The sequence below is a fragment of the Actinoplanes sp. NPDC020271 genome (assembly GCF_044388125.1).
In the GTDB taxonomy this organism is placed as follows: domain Bacteria; phylum Actinomycetota; class Actinomycetes; order Mycobacteriales; family Micromonosporaceae; genus Actinoplanes.
The window spans coordinates 94608-112923 of record NZ_JBIRWQ010000019.1; the positions used below are offsets into that span (position 1 = coordinate 94608).

General features: G+C 69.4%; 8 protein-coding genes. 2 read left to right on the forward strand and 6 right to left on the reverse strand.

From position 1 onward, the window contains the following. Positions 1 to 9 precede the first annotated feature (9 nt). The 5 genes from ACH442_RS33040 to ACH442_RS33060 all read right to left on the reverse strand — a co-directional run bounded on the left by ACH442_RS33040 (position 10) and on the right by ACH442_RS33060 (position 6708). On the reverse strand, positions 10 to 522 hold the full coding sequence (locus ACH442_RS33040; RefSeq protein WP_396342065.1) for a hypothetical protein: 513 nt from the start codon (positions 520 to 522) through the stop codon (positions 10 to 12). Continuing rightward, the gene (locus tag ACH442_RS33045) at positions 519 to 2543 is read right to left on the reverse strand and encodes a galactose oxidase-like domain-containing protein (protein ID WP_396342066.1); all 2025 of its coding nucleotides are present in this window, start codon (positions 2541 to 2543) and stop codon (positions 519 to 521) included. Before ACH442_RS33045 ends, ACH442_RS33040 begins: the two co-directional genes overlap by 4 nt. A gap of 17 nt (positions 2544 to 2560) precedes the next feature. Next, positions 2561 to 3739: a glycosyltransferase gene (locus ACH442_RS33050; RefSeq protein WP_396342067.1), complete on the reverse strand. Its 1179-nt coding sequence runs from the start codon at positions 3737 to 3739 to the stop codon at positions 2561 to 2563. After that, positions 3736 to 5283 (reverse strand): ArnT family glycosyltransferase, encoded by a 1548-nt coding sequence (locus ACH442_RS33055; RefSeq protein ID WP_396342068.1) that lies wholly within the window; start codon positions 5281 to 5283, stop codon positions 3736 to 3738. The genes ACH442_RS33050 and ACH442_RS33055 overlap by 4 nt, the downstream gene beginning before the upstream one ends. Positions 5284 to 5457: 174 nt before the next feature. Next, positions 5458 to 6708: a glycosyltransferase gene (locus tag ACH442_RS33060; protein WP_396342069.1), complete on the reverse strand. Its 1251-nt coding sequence runs from the start codon at positions 6706 to 6708 to the stop codon at positions 5458 to 5460. A 470-nt stretch (positions 6709 to 7178) separates the two neighbouring features. On the opposite strand from ACH442_RS33060, the gene ACH442_RS33065 reads away from it, so the two are divergent. Then, a complete protein-coding gene (locus ACH442_RS33065; RefSeq protein WP_396342070.1) occupies positions 7179 to 11729 on the forward strand; it encodes a HAMP domain-containing protein in 4551 nt (1516 codons plus the stop codon). 314 nt (positions 11730 to 12043) lie between these two features. Here ACH442_RS33065 and ACH442_RS33070 read toward each other — a convergent pair whose 3' ends face one another. After that, a complete protein-coding gene (locus tag ACH442_RS33070; protein ID WP_396342071.1) occupies positions 12044 to 16540 on the reverse strand; it encodes a HAMP domain-containing protein in 4497 nt (1498 codons plus the stop codon). Positions 16541 to 17064: 524 nt separating this feature from the next. On the opposite strand from ACH442_RS33070, the gene ACH442_RS33075 reads away from it, so the two are divergent. Next, positions 17065 to 18315, forward strand: a complete 1251-nt coding sequence (locus ACH442_RS33075) for a glycosyltransferase (RefSeq protein ID WP_396342069.1) — start codon at positions 17065 to 17067, stop codon at positions 18313 to 18315. Position 18316: the final 1 nt, after the last annotated feature.

Here is an 18316-nt window from a genome sequence, read left to right on the forward strand (position 1 = left end):
CGATGCTGATCAGTCGCACGCGGTGCCGTCGCCGTCGGGGTCGAGGTGCTGGTCGTCCCGGCCGGCGACGAGCAGCTGGGTGAAGCCGTGCGCCGCCAGCCAGGCGCATCTGTCGGTGACGCCGGGTGGGAAGGTCAGCGGGACGCACTGGGTGGGCGTCCCGTAGTTGTGGTCGCAGCCGTCGACGAAGGCGGGCACGTCGACTGTCGCCGTCGGTGACTTCCGCCGGGGCAGCGGGCCGGCGGTGGCGCCACTGGCGAAGTGCTGCACGAACGGGGCCGGTGCGGCGGCGGGCACCGGGTTCGCCGGGGGAGTGGCCGCGGGGACCGGCTTCCCGGGTGGCGGAGGCGCCGGCTCCGACGGGACCGGTGCGGGTGGTGAGGAGGGCTCGGCGGCGGCGGCGAGCGGCGAGGGCGGGTCACCCGGTGTGAGGGCGGCCCGCCCGAGCAGCACCAGCACCGCCGCGGCGGCCGCGACCAGTGCGACCACCGCGGTGAGGGAGAAGAGGCGACGGGCGGTCATCCGAGGTGCACCCACTGGGCGACGGACGGGACGCCGTTCGTGCCGACGACGAACAGCATGTACCAGCCGGGCGGGGCGATGTTCGGGTTGCTGGTCACGTTGAGGCCGATGGTGGTGCCGTTCACCGACATGGGAAGGTCGACGAACCGTTGGTTGGGGTCGCTGGAGTGGGTCACGGCTTCGGGGCGGATCAGTTCGGCCTTGAGGACCGGGCCGTCGACGGTGATCGACTGCGTGGACCCGTACGCCCAATCGGTTGGTGGGATCGTCAAGATCTGCGGACGGGCGCCCTGGAACAGGTAGGGCGGTGAGTAGACCGACAGCCGCATGTCGAACGTGCCGTTGCCCGGGTTGTCGCCGACGGCCATGACCCGCCCGTCGGGCAGCAGGAACGCCGACGAGTGGTAGGTGCGGGGCACCGGGTCGGTGGCCATGCCGGCGATGAACGTGTTGGCCGCGGGGTCGTACATGGAGGCTTCGTAGACCGGGTCGGCGCGGTTGTGCAGGCCGCCGCCGGTCTCGAAGACCTTGCCGTCGGGCAGCAGCACCGCGGAGACGTACATCTTGGCGGCCGGCAGCGGCGGGCCGGCGATGTGGACCGGGTCGGGCTGTTTGAGGTCGATGATGTCGGTGAGCGGGTTGGCGTCGACGTTGGTGTTGATGTTGCCGCCGCCCATGGTGATCACCTTCTGGTCCTGGGCCGGTGGGAGCAGCACGCTCATCGACTGGTCGCGCTGGTCCTTGTTCTGCAGGCCGCGGACCGGGGTGATGGTGCCGGTGCCGTAGTCGTAGATCGACGAGCCGGTGCCGGGCAGTCCGTCGCCGAACACGTGGCTGCCGGAGTAGAACAGCCGCCCGTCCTGCATGAGGATCATCGACGGGTACAGGCCCCAGAAGTTCCACGTCTGGTGGGCCTCGTTCAGGCTGAGCCACCGTGACTCGCTGGTCTTGAAGTACTGGGTGGCGACCGTGCCGGACGAGTCCTCGCCGAGGCCGCCGAGCGAGATCACGTCGCCGTTGCCCAGCACCGTGGCCGACGGGTACCAGCTGCCCGCGGTCATGTCGTTGACCCGCGAATACGAGTTGGTCGCCGGGTCGAAGACGTAGGAGTTCTTCAGGCCTTCGTAGCCGTGGCTGCCGTCGGCGGCCGGGTACGCCTTGTTCCCGCCCATGATCAGCACCCGCCCGTCGGGCAGTTGCACGTGACCGGCGCAGAACAGGTCGGCCGGGGTCGGCACGGTGGTGAACGTCCCGGTCGACGGGTGGTAGACGGCGGTGGTGAACGTGCCGGCCGCGAACGCGTCGGGATCGTTGCCCGAGCCGGCCACGAGCAGCACGTCACCGTTCTTCAGCACGACCGTGTGGATGCCGCGGACCGGTGAGGTGAACGGCATCACCTGCCAGACGCCCTTGGTGCAGGCGTCCCCGGCACTGCACGAGGTGCCGGGGGCCGGGGCGGTGACGTCGTCCATGGCGTAGTCGTCGGTCCGCAGCGTGCCGACGCCGTAGACGGTGACGCCCCAGACGATCTGGTCGGTGCCGGCCGGGACCGGCGGGGTGCGGACGGTCTTCCGCGTCCACGTCGCGGTGACCGGCAGGGTGGCCAGGTCGGTCCAGTACACCCAGCCGTGCGCGACGTCGTGCCGGAACATGGTCATGACCGTGTTCGCGGTGGTGGTCGTGTACCAGGCGGAGAGGTCGTACTGGTGTCCCGGCGTGACGTTCGGTGCGCACGACGGGTTCTCCAGCATCATCGCCTTGCGGTCGCCGTTCGACGCGGTCACGAGCGTGATCTGCATGGCGTTGGCGCCGGTGTGCCCGGGGTGGGACAGGCCGAAAGTGAAGTTCTGGTCACCCCAGCCGGACCTCTCCCAGCAGACCGGGAACCCGTTGCCGGCGAGTCCTTCGACGCCCGGGTTGGCGACCAGGTTGGCGCCGGCGTGCGCCGCGGTCGGCACCAGAGCGGCGAGGAGGGCGACGACGAGAACCTGGGCGATGCGCTTGCGGTCCGTTCTGCTCACCCAGGGCCGTGGCGCCGTCATGCCGGCACTGGCTTCAGCGCTCGGGCCCGGTAGATGACCTTGTCGGAGACGGCGAACCGGGCTGCGAACGAGATCACCAGCGTGATCAGGTTCGCCCAGAGGACCCCGAGGTGGGCGCCGTCGACCAGCAGCGCCAGCAGCGGGATGCGCAGCAGCAGGTCGGCGTTGCCGAGCAGGAAGAAGCGGGTGAACCGGCCGGCGAAGGGCCGGTCGCGGCGACTGCGGTACAGGAGCCGGTCGACCAGCGCGAAGTTCCAGCCGACCGCCACCATGTTCGCGATCACCGCGGCCGGCAGGTAGTGCACGCCGGCCAGATGGGTGAGGGCCCAGAGCACCGCCTGGTTGGGCAGCAGCCCGGAGATGCCGATCAGCCCGAACAGCAGCATCCGGGCCCGCTGGGCGCCGAAGCGCAGCAACCCCAGGTGCTTGACGAAGCGCAGGCCCTCGGCCAGCGACGACTTCGACTCGCCGGCGTGCCGGGGCTGGAACGCGTACGGCACCTCGACGATCCGGCCGGGCCGGTTGCGGACCACCAGCTCCAGCAGGATCTTGTAGCCGAGCGGCCGCAGTTCCTCGACCTCCAGCGAGCTGGCGCGGATGGCGAACAGGCCGCTCATCGGGTCGCTCACCTGCAGCAGCGAGTTCCGGAAGATCAGCTTGGTGACGACCGTCGAGCCGCCGGAGACGATCCGCCGGTAGCCGCCGGCGAGGCCGTCGCGGTTGCCGCCACCGGCGTACCGGCTGCCGACGACCAGGTCGGCGCCGTCGCGGGCGCCGGCCCCGACCAGGCCCGGCACGATCTCCGGCGGATGCTGCAAGTCGGCGTCCATCACCACGATCCACTCGCCGCGGGCCAGGCGCATGCCCTCGACGACGGCGCCGCCGAGGCCGCCGGCGCCGTCCTCGCGGTGGTGCACGACGACCGGGATCGGGCAGTTGCGCGCCGCGGCCCGGATGACCTCGGGAGTGTCGTCGGTGCTGTCGTCGACGAACACGATCTCGGTCTCGCCGGCCGGCAGCGCCGCGGCGAGCCGGCCGAGCAGGGTGGCGATGTTGTCGCGCTCGTTGAAGGTCGGCACCACCACGGTCTGCCGCAGCGCGGTCCGTGCCGGCGGTTCGCCGATGGTTCCGCGCATCGTCGCGCGCACCTTGCTCCGGTCGGTGGTGACGGTCATGGCAGCTCCTTGTGCACGCGGCGGATCTCGATGCGACCGTCCTGCGGGCCGAACGAGGCGATCACGGTCGAATTCGTCAGCAGGGTCCGTACGGTCGGCAGGCTGTTCGGGTCCTGGCGCATGGCCGGGGTCGACACGACGTAGTCGACGTCGCGCCAGCCGTGAGGCAGCCGTTTCGCGACGGCCGAGTCCAGGTCGACCTTGTAGAACCAGAGGACTTCGTCGGGCGGGTAGCCGGCGTCCACGCAGTCGAGCCAGAGCACGTCGTCGACGACGACGGTTCCGCCCGACCGGCCCGGGAGCTGATCGTGGAGGTAGGCGGCGGCCTGCGCGTACGGGGCGTTGTCGTCGGTGGTCAGGGCGCGGCGGTCACCGACGTACCACTGCGGGGCGATCACCGCGACGGTCAGCGCGACCGCCGGCGTGAGCACGGCCCACCGCCACCGGACGTGCGCCGGGGGGAGGGCGGCGACGACGGCGGCGAGGACGCCGGCGATCGCGATCGCGAAGAACGGGAGGACCTGGACGACGTACATGGCCGGGAGGTAACCGCCCGGCCGCAGCGCGACCAGGACCAGGATCGTGCCGGCGAGGGCGACCGGCCGGACCTGGCGCAGCGCGAGCCCGGCGAAACCGGCCACCGCTCCGGCGATCAGGATCACCGGGTCGTAGTAGAGCCATGAGTGCAGCAGCGACGACGCGCCCGACCCGGCCGAGAAGACGCTGCCCGACCCGGACCGTGAGCCGAGCTGGAACTGCCAGGCGCCGATCAGCGACACGTGCCCGGCGCCGGGGAACAGCTCCCCGCGCAGCACCGCGTAGAGCGGGTAGAAGCAGCCGACCAGCACCAGGCCGCTGGTGAACGCGCCGAGCGCCCACGGCCGGGTCGAGCTGCGAGCCGTGCTCTGCCAGAGCGCCACCAGCACGGCCGGCAGGACGACGGCGATCGTCTCCTTCGACAGCACGGCCACCGCGGCCGCGCCGCCGGCCGCCGCGAAGTGCCACAGGTGTCTGCGCGGCGAGAGGGCCAGCGCGAGCGCCCCGAGCATCCACACCACCGCGAACGAGTCGAGGTAGATCTGCCGGCCCATGGTCAGATAGAGCGGCGACAGACCGTAAGTGATCAGGGCGAGCGACGCCGTCCAGCGCGACCGGCCGAGGCGCCGGGTCACCAGGTACACCAGCAGCAGGCCGGCCGCCTGGACGGGCAGCATCGCGATCCGTCCGGCGGCGACCGCGGTCAGGCCGGGGGCAAGCCACGCCGGGATCCACGCGAGGCCGGCCAGCTGGATCCAGGCCAGCGGCGGGTGGTCGTACCAGTAGGTGTAGTGCGCCAGGCCGCGGCCGTGCTGCACCGCCCAGGCCTGCGCCAGGTAGGTGCCCTCGTCGTCGCTGGCCGACGGGAATCCGGTGATGTTCCAGGCCAGCAGCGTCACGATCACCGCGGTCAGGCCCAGAGCAAGAACAAGATCCATTCTTGCGCGTACGTCGTGAGCCGCGGCCGGCACGACCGAGATCGGCTTGGCGAGTTCAACAGTGGTCATGCGGTGCCTCCCTCGGCATGCCCTTCTGGCCCTCGCCTGCGGCCATGCTGATCGGCGCGAGGTGGGTGCCGCTCGGTGCAGGCGGTCATGCTGTGCCCTCCTTGGCATGCCCTTCTGGCCCTCGCCTGCGGCCATGCTGATCGGCGCGAGGTGGGTGCCGCTCGGTGCAGGCGGTCATGCTGGGGCCACCTCGTTCAGATGCGCCCCGACGTGGGAGGTCAGTTCCCAGTTACGGCGGCCGGTGTACTCGCGCCAGACGGCTCGCAGTGCCGCCAGGGCCAGGACGATCGCGTACGGGAAAGCTCCGATGATCAAACGGGCGTAGTGATGCCACTTGATCGACAGCTGGTACTCCTGACCGAAGTCGCGCAGGCCGATCACCTGGAACAGCAGCGTGGCCACCATCGGCAGCACCGGCAGGAAGGTGAACAGGGCGACGAGCACCGGCAGGTCGGCCCAGAGCGCGATCGCCACTCCGACCGGGATGACCACCCCCGAGAACGCCTGCAGGAACGGGCTGGTCAGCGTGTAGCGGGCCAGGGTGCGCTGGCCCAGCGTGGGCAGCCGACGCCACTCGCCCTTGCGCAGCACCTGCAGGAAGCCCTGGTGCCAGCGGGTGCGCTGCTTGAGCAACCCGTGCAGTGAGTGCGGGGTCTCCTCGCGGGTGACGATCGTCGAGTCGTACGCCACGACCACCTTGGATCCGCGGCTCGACAGGCGCACGCCCAGGTCGCAGTCCTCGGCGAGGCAGGTGCCGTCCCAGCCGTTGGCGGCGCGCAGCACGTCCGTACGGACGAAGACGGTGTTGCCGCCGAGCGGGATGAACCCCTTCTTGGCGTGCAGGTGCAGCCGGCTGCGGAACCAGAAGAAGTATTCGAGGCAGTTGTGCAGGCTGTACCAGCTCGAGTGGAAGTTGATCAGCTGGACGCCGCCCTGCACGACGTCGGCGCCGGTCGCCCGGAACGCGTGGTCGACGTGTTCCAGCAGGTCGGGGTGGACCTGGTCCTCGGCGTCGAACACGCCGACGACGTCACCCCGCGCGTACGGCAGCGCGGTGTTCAGGGCTCGCGGCTTGTTCTTCACCTCGTTGTGGTCGGTGACCACGAGGATCCGTCCCGGTGCGGTCGCCGCGACCCGGTGCGCGACGGTGGCGGTGTCCGGGTCGTCGTGCCCGACGATGATGATGATCTCGAAGGCTTCGTGGGTGGACCGGAGCAGCCGCTCCACGGTGTGTTCCAGGACGGCCTGCTCGTGCCGGGCCGGGACCAGGAGCGAGAAGGTCAGGTGCTGTTCTCCGTCGGGCGGTGCGAACCGGGTGGCGGCCAGGGTTTCCGGCGTGCGCCAGGCGTGCATCGTCCACCACAGCGTGACTGCTGCGAATGCCGAGAGAACCACCGAGACGAAAACCATGACGGCGGCAGCCAATGTCTTATTCCTCTTCCCCGCAAATCGACGGGCTCTGGTCCCGCCGTTCCGAAAGACACTAACCGCCGGACGTCGATCCCTTTCAAGTCCGCTGTCGGCAATTTTGCAATGCGGGCCGAGACGTTTTCGAGGCGGAAACGCGGCCGCAACACCGATTCGGGCATGCCGGAAATGGCTGTCGAAAGGTGCAGGTGAACCGTGTTTTGGATAATGGATCACCGATGATGAACTGGGATCATGGGCCGAACGGATGATCGGGTGTGGACATTTCAGTGGATCCTGTGAGGGAGTCGTCGGGGCATTGATGTCAGGAATGTTGCGCGCGATGGCGCAGTCATTTACCACCGCAACATTCGATGAATACAAGTGGCAGAGACAAGTGAGCGATTCGGGATCATCCGGCCTCTCCGGCCGTGGTGGGGTGCGTCTGTGCGATTGGCGTAACGGCCAGTGCATACTTACCGCCGGCCATGACCGCGGTGATCAAGCGGTGTGGCGGTGACGCGACGAGTGGTGGAGACGCTGTGGGCGACGATCTGACGGTACGGTCCTCCGGAGCCGGTGCGGCGGTGGCCGACCGCGACCTGCGTCAGCTGCTGGCCGGGCTGACGGCGGTGCGCGACGGTGACTTCGGCACGCGGCTGCCCGACGACGGCGAGGGACTGCTCGGCGAGATCGCGACCGTCTTCAACGGCATGGTCGATCAGCTGTCGCTGTTCACCTCCGAGGTGACCCGGGTGGCCCGGGAGGTCGGCACCGAGGGGCAGCTCGGCGGTCAGGCGGAGGTGCCCGGGGTCTCCGGCACCTGGAAGGACCTGACCGACTCGGTGAACGCGATGGCCGGCAACCTGACCGACCAGGTCCGGGACATCGCCCAGGTGGCGACGGCGGTGGCCCGGGGTGACCTGTCGCAGAAGATCACCGTCGACGTGCGCGGCGAGATCCTGGAGCTCAAGAACACCATCAACACGATGGTCGACGAGCTGTCGTCGTTCGCCGACGAGGTGACCCGGGTCGCCCGTGAGGTCGGCAGCGAGGGCCGGCTGGGCGGGCAGGCCGAGGTCCCCGGCGTCGCCGGGACGTGGCGTGACCTGACCGACTCGGTGAACTTCATGGCCGGCAACCTGACCAACCAGGTCCGCAACATCGCCCAGGTGACCACGGCGGTCGCCCGCGGTGACCTGTCGCAGAAGATCACCGTCGACGCGCGCGGCGAGATCCTGGAGCTCAAGTCGACCATCAACACGATGGTGGATCAGCTGTCGAGCTTCGCCGACGAGGTGACCCGGGTCGCCCGGGAGGTCGGCACCGACGGCCGGCTGGGCGGTCAGGCGCAGGTCAGCGGCGTCGCCGGGACGTGGCGTGACTTGACCGACTCGGTGAACTTCATGGCCGGCAACCTGACCGACCAGGTACGCAGCATCGCCCAGGTGGCGACCGCGGTGGCCCGCGGTGACCTGTCGCAGAAGATCATCGTGACCGCCCGGGGCGAGATCCTGGAGCTGAAGAACACCATCAACACGATGGTGGATCAGCTGTCGAGCTTCGCCGACGAGGTGACCCGGGTCGCCCGGGAGGTCGGCACCGAAGGCCGGCTGGGCGGGCAGGCCGACGTCAAGGGTGTCTCCGGCACGTGGAAGGACCTCACCGAGTCGGTCAACGTCATGGGTGACAACCTGACCGCTCAGGTGCGCAGCATCGCCGAGGTGACCACCGCGGTGGCCCGCGGTGACCTGACGCAGAAGATCCGGGTCGACGCCCGCGGGGAGATCGCCGAACTGAAGGAGACCATCAACACGATGGTCGACCAGCTCTCCGCGTTCGCCGACGAGGTGACCCGGGTGGCCCGTGAGGTCGGCACCGAGGGCCGGCTCGGCGGGCAGGCCCGGGTGCTCAACGTCGGCGGGACCTGGAAGGACCTGACCGACAACGTCAACGTGATGGCGTCCAACCTGACCAACCAGGTGCGCTCGATCGCGCTGGTGGCGACCGCGGTGGCCCAGGGCGACCTGAGCCGCAAGATCACCGTCGAGGCCAAGGGCGAGGTCGCGGTCCTGGCGCAGACGATCAACACGATGGTCGACACGCTGTCCGCGTTCGCCGACGAGGTGACCCGGGTGGCCCGTGAGGTCGGCACCGAGGGCCGGCTCGGCGGGCAGGCCCGGGTCCCGAACGTCGCCGGCACGTGGAAGGACCTGACCGACAACGTCAACTCGATGGCGAACAACCTGACCGGTCAGGTGCGCAACATCGCCCAGGTGACCACCGCCGTCGCGCAGGGCGACCTGACCAAGAAGATCGACGTCGACGCACGCGGCGAGATCCTGGAACTCAAGACCACCATCAACACGATGGTCGACCAGCTCTCCAGTTTCGCCGCGGAGGTCACCCGGGTGGCCCGGGAGGTCGGCAGCGAGGGCCGGCTGGGCGGCCAGGCCGAGGTCGAAGGCGTCTCCGGTACGTGGAAGCGGCTGACCGAGAACGTCAACGAGCTCGCCGGGAACCTGACCCGGCAGGTCCGCGCGATCGCCGAGGTCACCAGCGCCGTGGCCACCGGCGACCTGACCCGGTCGATCACGGTGGACGCCTCCGGTGAGGTCGCCGAGCTCAAGGACAACATCAACTTCATGGTGGAGTCGCTGCGCGAGACCACCCGGGCCAACCAGGAACAGGACTGGCTCAAGACCAACCTGGCCCGCATCTCCTCGCTCATGCAGGGCCATCGGGACCTCGAGGTGGTCGCCTCCCTGGTGATGAACGAGCTGGTGCCGCTGGTCGGTGCCCAGCTGGGCACGTTCCTGCTGGTCGAGGAGGCCGGTGCGGGCGCGGACCTGAGAGTGGTCGGCAGCTACGGGCACAACGGCGCCGGCCGCCGCTACGCCCTGGGTGAGTCCCTGGTCGGGCAGGCCGCCGTCGGGAAACGGCGCATCGTCGTCGACGAGATGCCGGCCGAGTACTTCACCGTCTCGTCCAGCCTCGGCTCGGTCACCCCGATGCAGATCGTCGTGCTGCCCATCCTCGTCGAGGACCAGGCGCTCGGCGTCATCGAACTGGCCAGCATGACCCGGTTCACGCAGGTGCACCACGACTTCCTGGACCAGCTGATGGAGACCATCGGCGTCAACGTGAACACGATGGTGGCCAACGCCCGTACCGACGTGCTGCTGACCGAGTCGCAGCGGCTCGCCGCCGAGCTGCAGGCCCGCTCCGAGGAACTGCAGGCCCGCTCGGAGGAGCTGCAACGCTCGAACGCGGACCTGGAGGACAAGGCGTCGCTGCTGGCCCGGCAGAACCGCGACATCGAGACGAAGAACTCCGAGATCGAGCAGGCCCGCCAGGAACTCGAGGCCCGGGCCCAGCAGCTCGCGCTCGCCTCGAAGTACAAGTCGGAGTTCCTGGCCAACATGAGCCACGAACTGCGTACGCCGTTGAACTCGCTGTTGATCCTCGCGCAGCTGCTGGCGCAGAACCCGAACCGGAACCTGACCCCGAAGCAGGTGGAGTACGCGACCGTCATCCACTCGGCCGGCACCGACCTGCTGCAGCTGATCAACGACATCCTGGACCTGTCGAAGGTCGAGGCCGGCAAGATGGACATCGCACCGGAAGCGTTCGAGCTGCGCAACCTGCTGGACTACGTCGAGGCCACGTTCCGCCCGCTGACCACCTCCCGCGGCCTGGACTTCCAGGTGTCCACCGCGGCCGACGTACCGGCCGGGTTGTTCACCGACGAGCAGCGGCTGCGGCAGGTGCTGCGCAACCTGCTCTCCAACGCGGTCAAGTTCACCGAGCAGGGCGGGGTCCGGCTGCGCATCGACCGGGCCCGGCGCGACGAGCTGTCCCCGGCGCTGGCCGAGCAGGACACGGTGATCGCCTTCCGGGTGACCGACACCGGGATCGGCATCGCCGAGCAGCAGCTCACCGCGATCTTCGACGCCTTCCAGCAGGCCGACGGCACCACCAGCCGCCGCTACGGCGGCACCGGGCTCGGCCTGTCCATCAGCCGGGAGATCGCCTGGCTGCTCGGCGGCGAGATCCGGGCCCAGAGCGTGCTGGGGCAGGGCAGCACGTTCACCCTCTACATGCCGGTCCAGCGGGTCAGCGTGCCGGTCGCGCCGGTCGCGCCGACCCCGGTGATGACCGACCTGGTGATGCCGCTGCCGCCGGCCGGACCGGCCGCACCGCGCCGGCTGCTGGTCGTCGAGAACAGTCCCGAAGGGTTGCTGACACTGATCGCCCGGGGCGCCGCGATCGCCGTGGCCGAGACCCACGGGCCGATCGACGTGGTGACCGCGGTCGACCCGGACACGGCCGTCGCGGACCTGCGGGCGCAGCGCTTCCACGCGGTGGTGCTCGACCTGGCCATGCCGGCCGACAGCGGCCCGAACTTCCTCAAGGCCCTGCACGACGAGGCGGAGCTGCGCGACCTGCCGGTGCTGGTGTTCCGCACCCAGCACGCGCCGCTGGGCAACGACACCCTGCTGCAGGCCCTCGCCCAGACCCGGCCGCTGGAATCGCTGTCGAGCCTGGACGAACTGCGCGAGCGCATCACCCTGCACCTGTCGACCGAAGCCGGTCACCCGGTCCTGCCCCCGCCGATGCACGTCGACACGATCGCCGGTGTCTCCGGCATCGCGGAGAACCTGGCCGGCCGCAAGGTGCTGGTGGTCGACGACGACGCCCGCAACGTCTTCGCCCTGACCAACATCCTCGAACTGCACGGGATGGAGGTCGTCTACGCCGAGAACGGCCGCAAGGGCATCGAGGTGCTCGCCCGGCACGACGACATCGACCTGATCCTGATGGACGTCATGATGCCGGAGATGGACGGCTACGAGGCGACCGCGGCCATCCGCGCCATGCCCAAGTACGCCGACCTGCCGATCATCGCCGTCACCGCCAAGGCCATGCACGGCGACCGGGAGAAGAGCATCTCGTCCGGGGCCAGCGACTACGTCACCAAACCCGTCGACGCGGAGGACCTGCTCGCCTGCATCGAGCGCTGGCTCGACGCCCGCTGACCGGGAACGACCACACCGGCGCCCCGCCCGGCGTCCGTGCCCGGCCCGTCGGCACGACACCGGTCCTGGTGCCGTTCCGCTCGCGGGTCTGGGTCAGCCGGTGCGCGACGACGATCGCGGTGCGGCCGTCGTCGATCAGCGCGGCGGCCCCGGCCTCGAGGCCGGGGCCGCCGCGCTGATCGACGACGGCCGCACCGCGATCGTCGTCGCGCACCGGCTGACCCAGACCCGCGAGCGGAACGGCACCAGGACCGGTGTCGTGCCGACGGGCCGGGCACGGACGCCGGGCGGGGCGCCGGTGTGGTCGTTCCCGGTCAGCGGGCGTCGAGCCAGCGCTCGATGCAGGCGAGCAGGTCCTCCGCGTCGACGGGTTTGGTGACGTAGTCGCTGGCCCCGGACGAGATGCTCTTCTCCCGGTCGCCGTGCATGGCCTTGGCGGTGACGGCGATGATCGGCAGGTCGGCGTACTTGGGCATGGCGCGGATGGCCGCGGTCGCCTCGTAGCCGTCCATCTCCGGCATCATGACGTCCATCAGGATCAGGTCGATGTCGTCGTGCCGGGCGAGCACCTCGATGCCCTTGCGGCCGTTCTCGGCGTAGACGACCTCCATCCCGTGCAGTTCGAGGATGTTGGTCAGGGCGAAGACGTTGCGGGCGTCGTCGTCGACCACCAGCACCTTGCGGCCGGCCAGGTTCTCCGCGATGCCGGAGACACCGGCGATCGTGTCGACGTGCATCGGCGGGGGCAGGACCGGGTGACCGGCTTCGGTCGACAGGTGCAGGGTGATGCGCTCGCGCAGTTCGTCCAGGCTCGACAGCGATTCCAGCGGCCGGGTCTGGGCGAGGGCCTGCAGCAGGGTGTCGTTGCCCAGCGGCGCGTGCTGGGTGCGGAACACCAGCACCGGCAGGTCGCGCAGCTCCGCCTCGTCGTGCAGGGCCTTGAGGAAGTTCGGGCCGCTGTCGGCCGGCATGGCCAGGTCGAGCACCACCGCGTGGAAGCGCTGCGCCCGCAGGTCCGCGACGGCCGTGTCCGGGTCGACCGCGGTCACCACGTCGATCGGCCCGTGGGTCTCGGCCACGGCGATCGCGGCGCCCCGGGCGATCAGTGTCAGCAACCCTTCGGGACTGTTCTCGACGACCAGCAGCCGGCGCGGTGCGGCCGGTCCGGCCGGCGGCAGCGGCATCACCAGGTCGGTCATCACCGGGGTCGGCGCGACCGGCGCGACCGGCACGCTGACCCGCTGGACCGGCATGTAGAGGGTGAACGTGCTGCCCTGCCCCAGCACGCTCTGGGCCCGGATCTCGCCGCCGAGCAGCCAGGCGATCTCCCGGCTGATGGACAGGCCGAGCCCGGTGCCGCCGTAGCGGCGGCTGGTGGTGCCGTCGGCCTGCTGGAAGGCGTCGAAGATCGCGGTGAGCTGCTGCTCGGCGATGCCGATCCCGGTGTCGGTCACCCGGAAGGCGATCACCGTGTCCTGCTCGGCCAGCGCCGGGGACAGCTCGTCGCGCCGGGCCCGGTCGATGCGCAGCCGGACCCCGCCCTGCTCGGTGAACTTGACCGCGTTGGAGAGCAGGTTGCGCAGCACCTGCCGCAGCCGCTGCTCGTCGGTGAACAACCCGGCCGGTACGTCGGCCGCGGTGGACACCTGGAAGTCCAGGCCGCGGGAGGTGGTCAGCGGGCGGAACGTGGCCTCGACGTAGTCCAGCAGGTTGCGCAGCTCGAACGCTTCCGGTGCGATGTCCATCTTGCCGGCCTCGACCTTCGACAGGTCCAGGATGTCGTTGATCAGCTGCAGCAGGTCGGTGCCGGCCGAGTGGATGACGGTCGCGTACTCCACCTGCTTCGGGGTCAGGTTCCGGTTCGGGTTCTGCGCCAGCAGCTGCGCGAGGATCAACAGCGAGTTCAACGGCGTACGCAGTTCGTGGCTCATGTTGGCCAGGAACTCCGACTTGTACTTCGAGGCGAGCGCGAGCTGCTGGGCCCGGGCCTCGAGTTCCTGGCGGGCCTGCTCGATCTCGGAGTTCTTCGTCTCGATGTCGCGGTTCTGCCGGGCCAGCAGCGACGCCTTGTCCTCCAGGTCCGCGTTCGAGCGTTGCAGCTCCTCCGAGCGGGCCTGCAGTTCCTCGGAGCGGGCCTGCAGCTCGGCGGCGAGCCGCTGCGACTCGGTCAGCAGCACGTCGGTACGGGCGTTGGCCACCATCGTGTTCACGTTGACGCCGATGGTCTCCATCAGCTGGTCCAGGAAGTCGTGGTGCACCTGCGTGAACCGGGTCATGCTGGCCAGTTCGATGACGCCGAGCGCCTGGTCCTCGACGAGGATGGGCAGCACGACGATCTGCATCGGGGTGACCGAGCCGAGGCTGGACGAGACGGTGAAGTACTCGGCCGGCATCTCGTCGACGACGATGCGCCGTTTCCCGACGGCGGCCTGCCCGACCAGGGACTCACCCAGGGCGTAGCGGCGGCCGGCGCCGTTGTGCCCGTAGCTGCCGACCACTCTCAGGTCCGCGCCCGCACCGGCCTCCTCGACCAGCAGGAACGTGCCCAGCTGGGCACCGACCAGCGGCACCAGCTCGTTCATCACCAGGGAGGCGACCACCTCGAGGTCCCGATGGCCCTGCATGAGCGAGGAGATGCGGGCCAGGTTGGTCTTGAGCCAGTCCTGTTCCTGGTTGGCCCGGGTGGTCTCGCGCAGCGACTCCACCATGAAGTTGATGTTGTCCTTGAGCTCGGCGACCTCACCGGAGGCGTCCACCGTGATCGACCGGGTCAGGTCGCCGGTGGCCACGGCGCTGGTGACCTCGGCGATCGCGCGGACCTGCCGGGTCAGGTTCCCGGCGAGCTCGTTGACGTTCTCGGTCAGCCGCTTCCACGTACCGGAGACGCCTTCGACCTCGGCCTGGCCGCCCAGCCGGCCCTCGCTGCCGACCTCCCGGGCCACCCGGGTGACCTCCGCGGCGAAACTGGAGAGCTGGTCGACCATCGTGTTGATGGTGGTCTTGAGTTCCAGGATCTCGCCGCGTGCGTCGACGTCGATCTTCTTGGTCAGGTCGCCCTGCGCGACGGCGGTGGTCACCTGGGCGATGTTGCGCACCTGACCGGTCAGGTTGTTCGCCATCGAGTTGACGTTGTCGGTCAGGTCCTTCCACGTGCCGGCGACGTTCGGGACCCGGGCCTGCCCGCCGAGCCGGCCCTCGGTGCCGACCTCACGGGCCACCCGGGTCACCTCGTCGGCGAACGCGGACAGCGTGTCGACCATCGTGTTGATCGTCTGCGCCAGGACCGCGACCTCGCCCTTGGCCTCGACGGTGATCTTGCGGCTCAGGTCGCCCTGGGCCACCGCGGTCGCCACCAGCGCGATCGAGCGCACCTGGTTGGTCAGGTTGGACGCCATCACGTTGACGTTGTCGGTCAGGTCCTTCCAGGTCCCGCCGACGTTGAGCACCCGGGCCTGCCCGCCGAGCCGGCCCTCGGTGCCGACCTCACGGGCCACCCGGGTCACCTCGTCGGCGAACGCGGAGAGCTGGTCGACCATCGTGTTGATGGTCTCCTTCAGTTCGGCGATCTCCCCGCGGGCGTCGACCCGGATCTTCTGCGTCAGGTCACCGCGGGCCACCGCGGTGGTCACCTCGGCGATGCTGCGCACCTGAGCGGTCAGGTTGTCACCCATGACGTTGACCGACTCGGTGAGGTCCTTCCACGTGCCGGAGACACCCTTGACGTCGGCCTGCCCGCCCAGCCGGCCTTCGGTGCCGACCTCCCGGGCGACCCGGGTCACCTCGTCGGCGAAGCTCGACAGCTGATCCACCATCGTGTTGATGGTGTTCTTCAGCTCCAGGATCTCGCCCCGGGCGGTCACGATGATCTTCTGCGACAGGTCACCGCGGGCCACCGCGGTCGCCACCTGGGCGATGCTGCGTACCTGGTCGGTCAGGTTGCCGGCCATGAAGTTCACCGAGTCGGTCAAGTCACGCCACGTCCCGGCGACGCCGCTGACCTGCGCCTGACCGCCCAGCCGGCCGTCGGTGCCGACCTCCCGGGCGACCCGGGTCACCTCGTCGGCGAAGCTCGACAGCTGATCCACCATCGTGTTGATGGTCGACTTGAGCTCCAGGATCTCGCCGCGCGCGTCGACGGTGATCTTCTGCGACAGGTCACCGCGGGCGACCGCCGTGGTCACCTGGGCGATGTTGCGGACCTGGTTGGTCAGGTTGCCGGCCATGAAGTTCACCGAGTCGGTCAGGTCACGCCACGTCCCGGCGACGCCGGGGACCTCGGCCTGCCCGCCCAGCCGGCCCTCGCTGCCGACCTCACGGGCGACCCGGGTCACCTCGTCGGCGAACGACGACAGCTCGTCGACCATCGTGTTGATGGTGTTCTTGAGCTCCAGGATCTCGCCGCGCACGTCGACGGTGATCTTCTGCGACAGGTCACCCCGGGCCACCGCCGTCGCCACCTGGGCGATGTCCCGGACCTGGTCGGTCAGGTTGCCGGCCATCGCGTTCACCGAGTCGGTCAGGTCCTTCCAGGTGCCGGAGACCCCGGGCACCTCCGCCTGACCGCCGAGCTGCCCCTCGGTGCCGACCTCCCGGGCCACCCGGGTCACCTCGGAGGTGAACAGCGACAGCTGATCGACCATGCCGTTGAAGACGGTCGCGATCTCGCCGAGCAGTCCCTCGCCGTCGTCGGGCAGCCGCGTGCCGAAGTCACCGTCGCGCACCGCCGTCAGCCCGGCCAGCAGCTGACGCAGGTCGCGGTCGGCCACCGCCGCACCGGCTCCGGAGGACCGTACCGTCAGATCGTCGCCCACAGCGTCTCCACCACTCGTCGCGTCACCGCCACACCGCTTGATCACCGCGGTCATGGCCGGCGGTAAGTATGCACTGGCCGTTACGCCAATCGCACAGACGCACCCCACCACGGCCGGAGAGGCCGGATGATCCCGAATCGCTCACTTGTCTCTGCCACTTGTATTCATCGAATGTTGCGGTGGTAAATGACTGCGCCATCGCGCGCAACATTCCTGACATCAATGCCCCGACGACTCCCTCACAGGATCCACTGAAATGTCCACACCCGATCATCCGTTCGGCCCATGATCCCAGTTCATCATCGGTGATCCATTATCCAAAACACGGTTCACCTGCACCTTTCGACAGCCATTTCCGGCATGCCCGAATCGGTGTTGCGGCCGCGTTTCCGCCTCGAAAACGTCTCGGCCCGCATTGCAAAATTGCCGACAGCGGACTTGAAAGGGATCGACGTCCGGCGGTTAGTGTCTTTCGGAACGGCGGGACCAGAGCCCGTCGATTTGCGGGGAAGAGGAATAAGACATTGGCTGCCGCCGTCATGGTTTTCGTCTCGGTGGTTCTCTCGGCATTCGCAGCAGTCACGCTGTGGTGGACGATGCACGCCTGGCGCACGCCGGAAACCCTGGCCGCCACCCGGTTCGCACCGCCCGACGGAGAACAGCACCTGACCTTCTCGCTCCTGGTCCCGGCCCGGCACGAGCAGGCCGTCCTGGAACACACCGTGGAGCGGCTGCTCCGGTCCACCCACGAAGCCTTCGAGATCATCATCATCGTCGGGCACGACGACCCGGACACCGCCACCGTCGCGCACCGGGTCGCGGCGACCGCACCGGGACGGATCCTCGTGGTCACCGACCACAACGAGGTGAAGAACAAGCCGCGAGCCCTGAACACCGCGCTGCCGTACGCGCGGGGTGACGTCGTCGGCGTGTTCGACGCCGAGGACCAGGTCCACCCCGACCTGCTGGAACACGTCGACCACGCGTTCCGGGCGACCGGCGCCGACGTCGTGCAGGGCGGCGTCCAGCTGATCAACTTCCACTCGAGCTGGTACAGCCTGCACAACTGCCTCGAATACTTCTTCTGGTTCCGCAGCCGGCTGCACCTGCACGCCAAGAAGGGGTTCATCCCGCTCGGCGGCAACACCGTCTTCGTCCGTACGGACGTGCTGCGCGCCGCCAACGGCTGGGACGGCACCTGCCTCGCCGAGGACTGCGACCTGGGCGTGCGCCTGTCGAGCCGCGGATCCAAGGTGGTCGTGGCGTACGACTCGACGATCGTCACCCGCGAGGAGACCCCGCACTCACTGCACGGGTTGCTCAAGCAGCGCACCCGCTGGCACCAGGGCTTCCTGCAGGTGCTGCGCAAGGGCGAGTGGCGTCGGCTGCCCACGCTGGGCCAGCGCACCCTGGCCCGCTACACGCTGACCAGCCCGTTCCTGCAGGCGTTCTCGGGGGTGGTCATCCCGGTCGGAGTGGCGATCGCGCTCTGGGCCGACCTGCCGGTGCTCGTCGCCCTGTTCACCTTCCTGCCGGTGCTGCCGATGGTGGCCACGCTGCTGTTCCAGGTGATCGGCCTGCGCGACTTCGGTCAGGAGTACCAGCTGTCGATCAAGTGGCATCACTACGCCCGTTTGATCATCGGAGCTTTCCCGTACGCGATCGTCCTGGCCCTGGCGGCACTGCGAGCCGTCTGGCGCGAGTACACCGGCCGCCGTAACTGGGAACTGACCTCCCACGTCGGGGCGCATCTGAACGAGGTGGCCCCAGCATGAC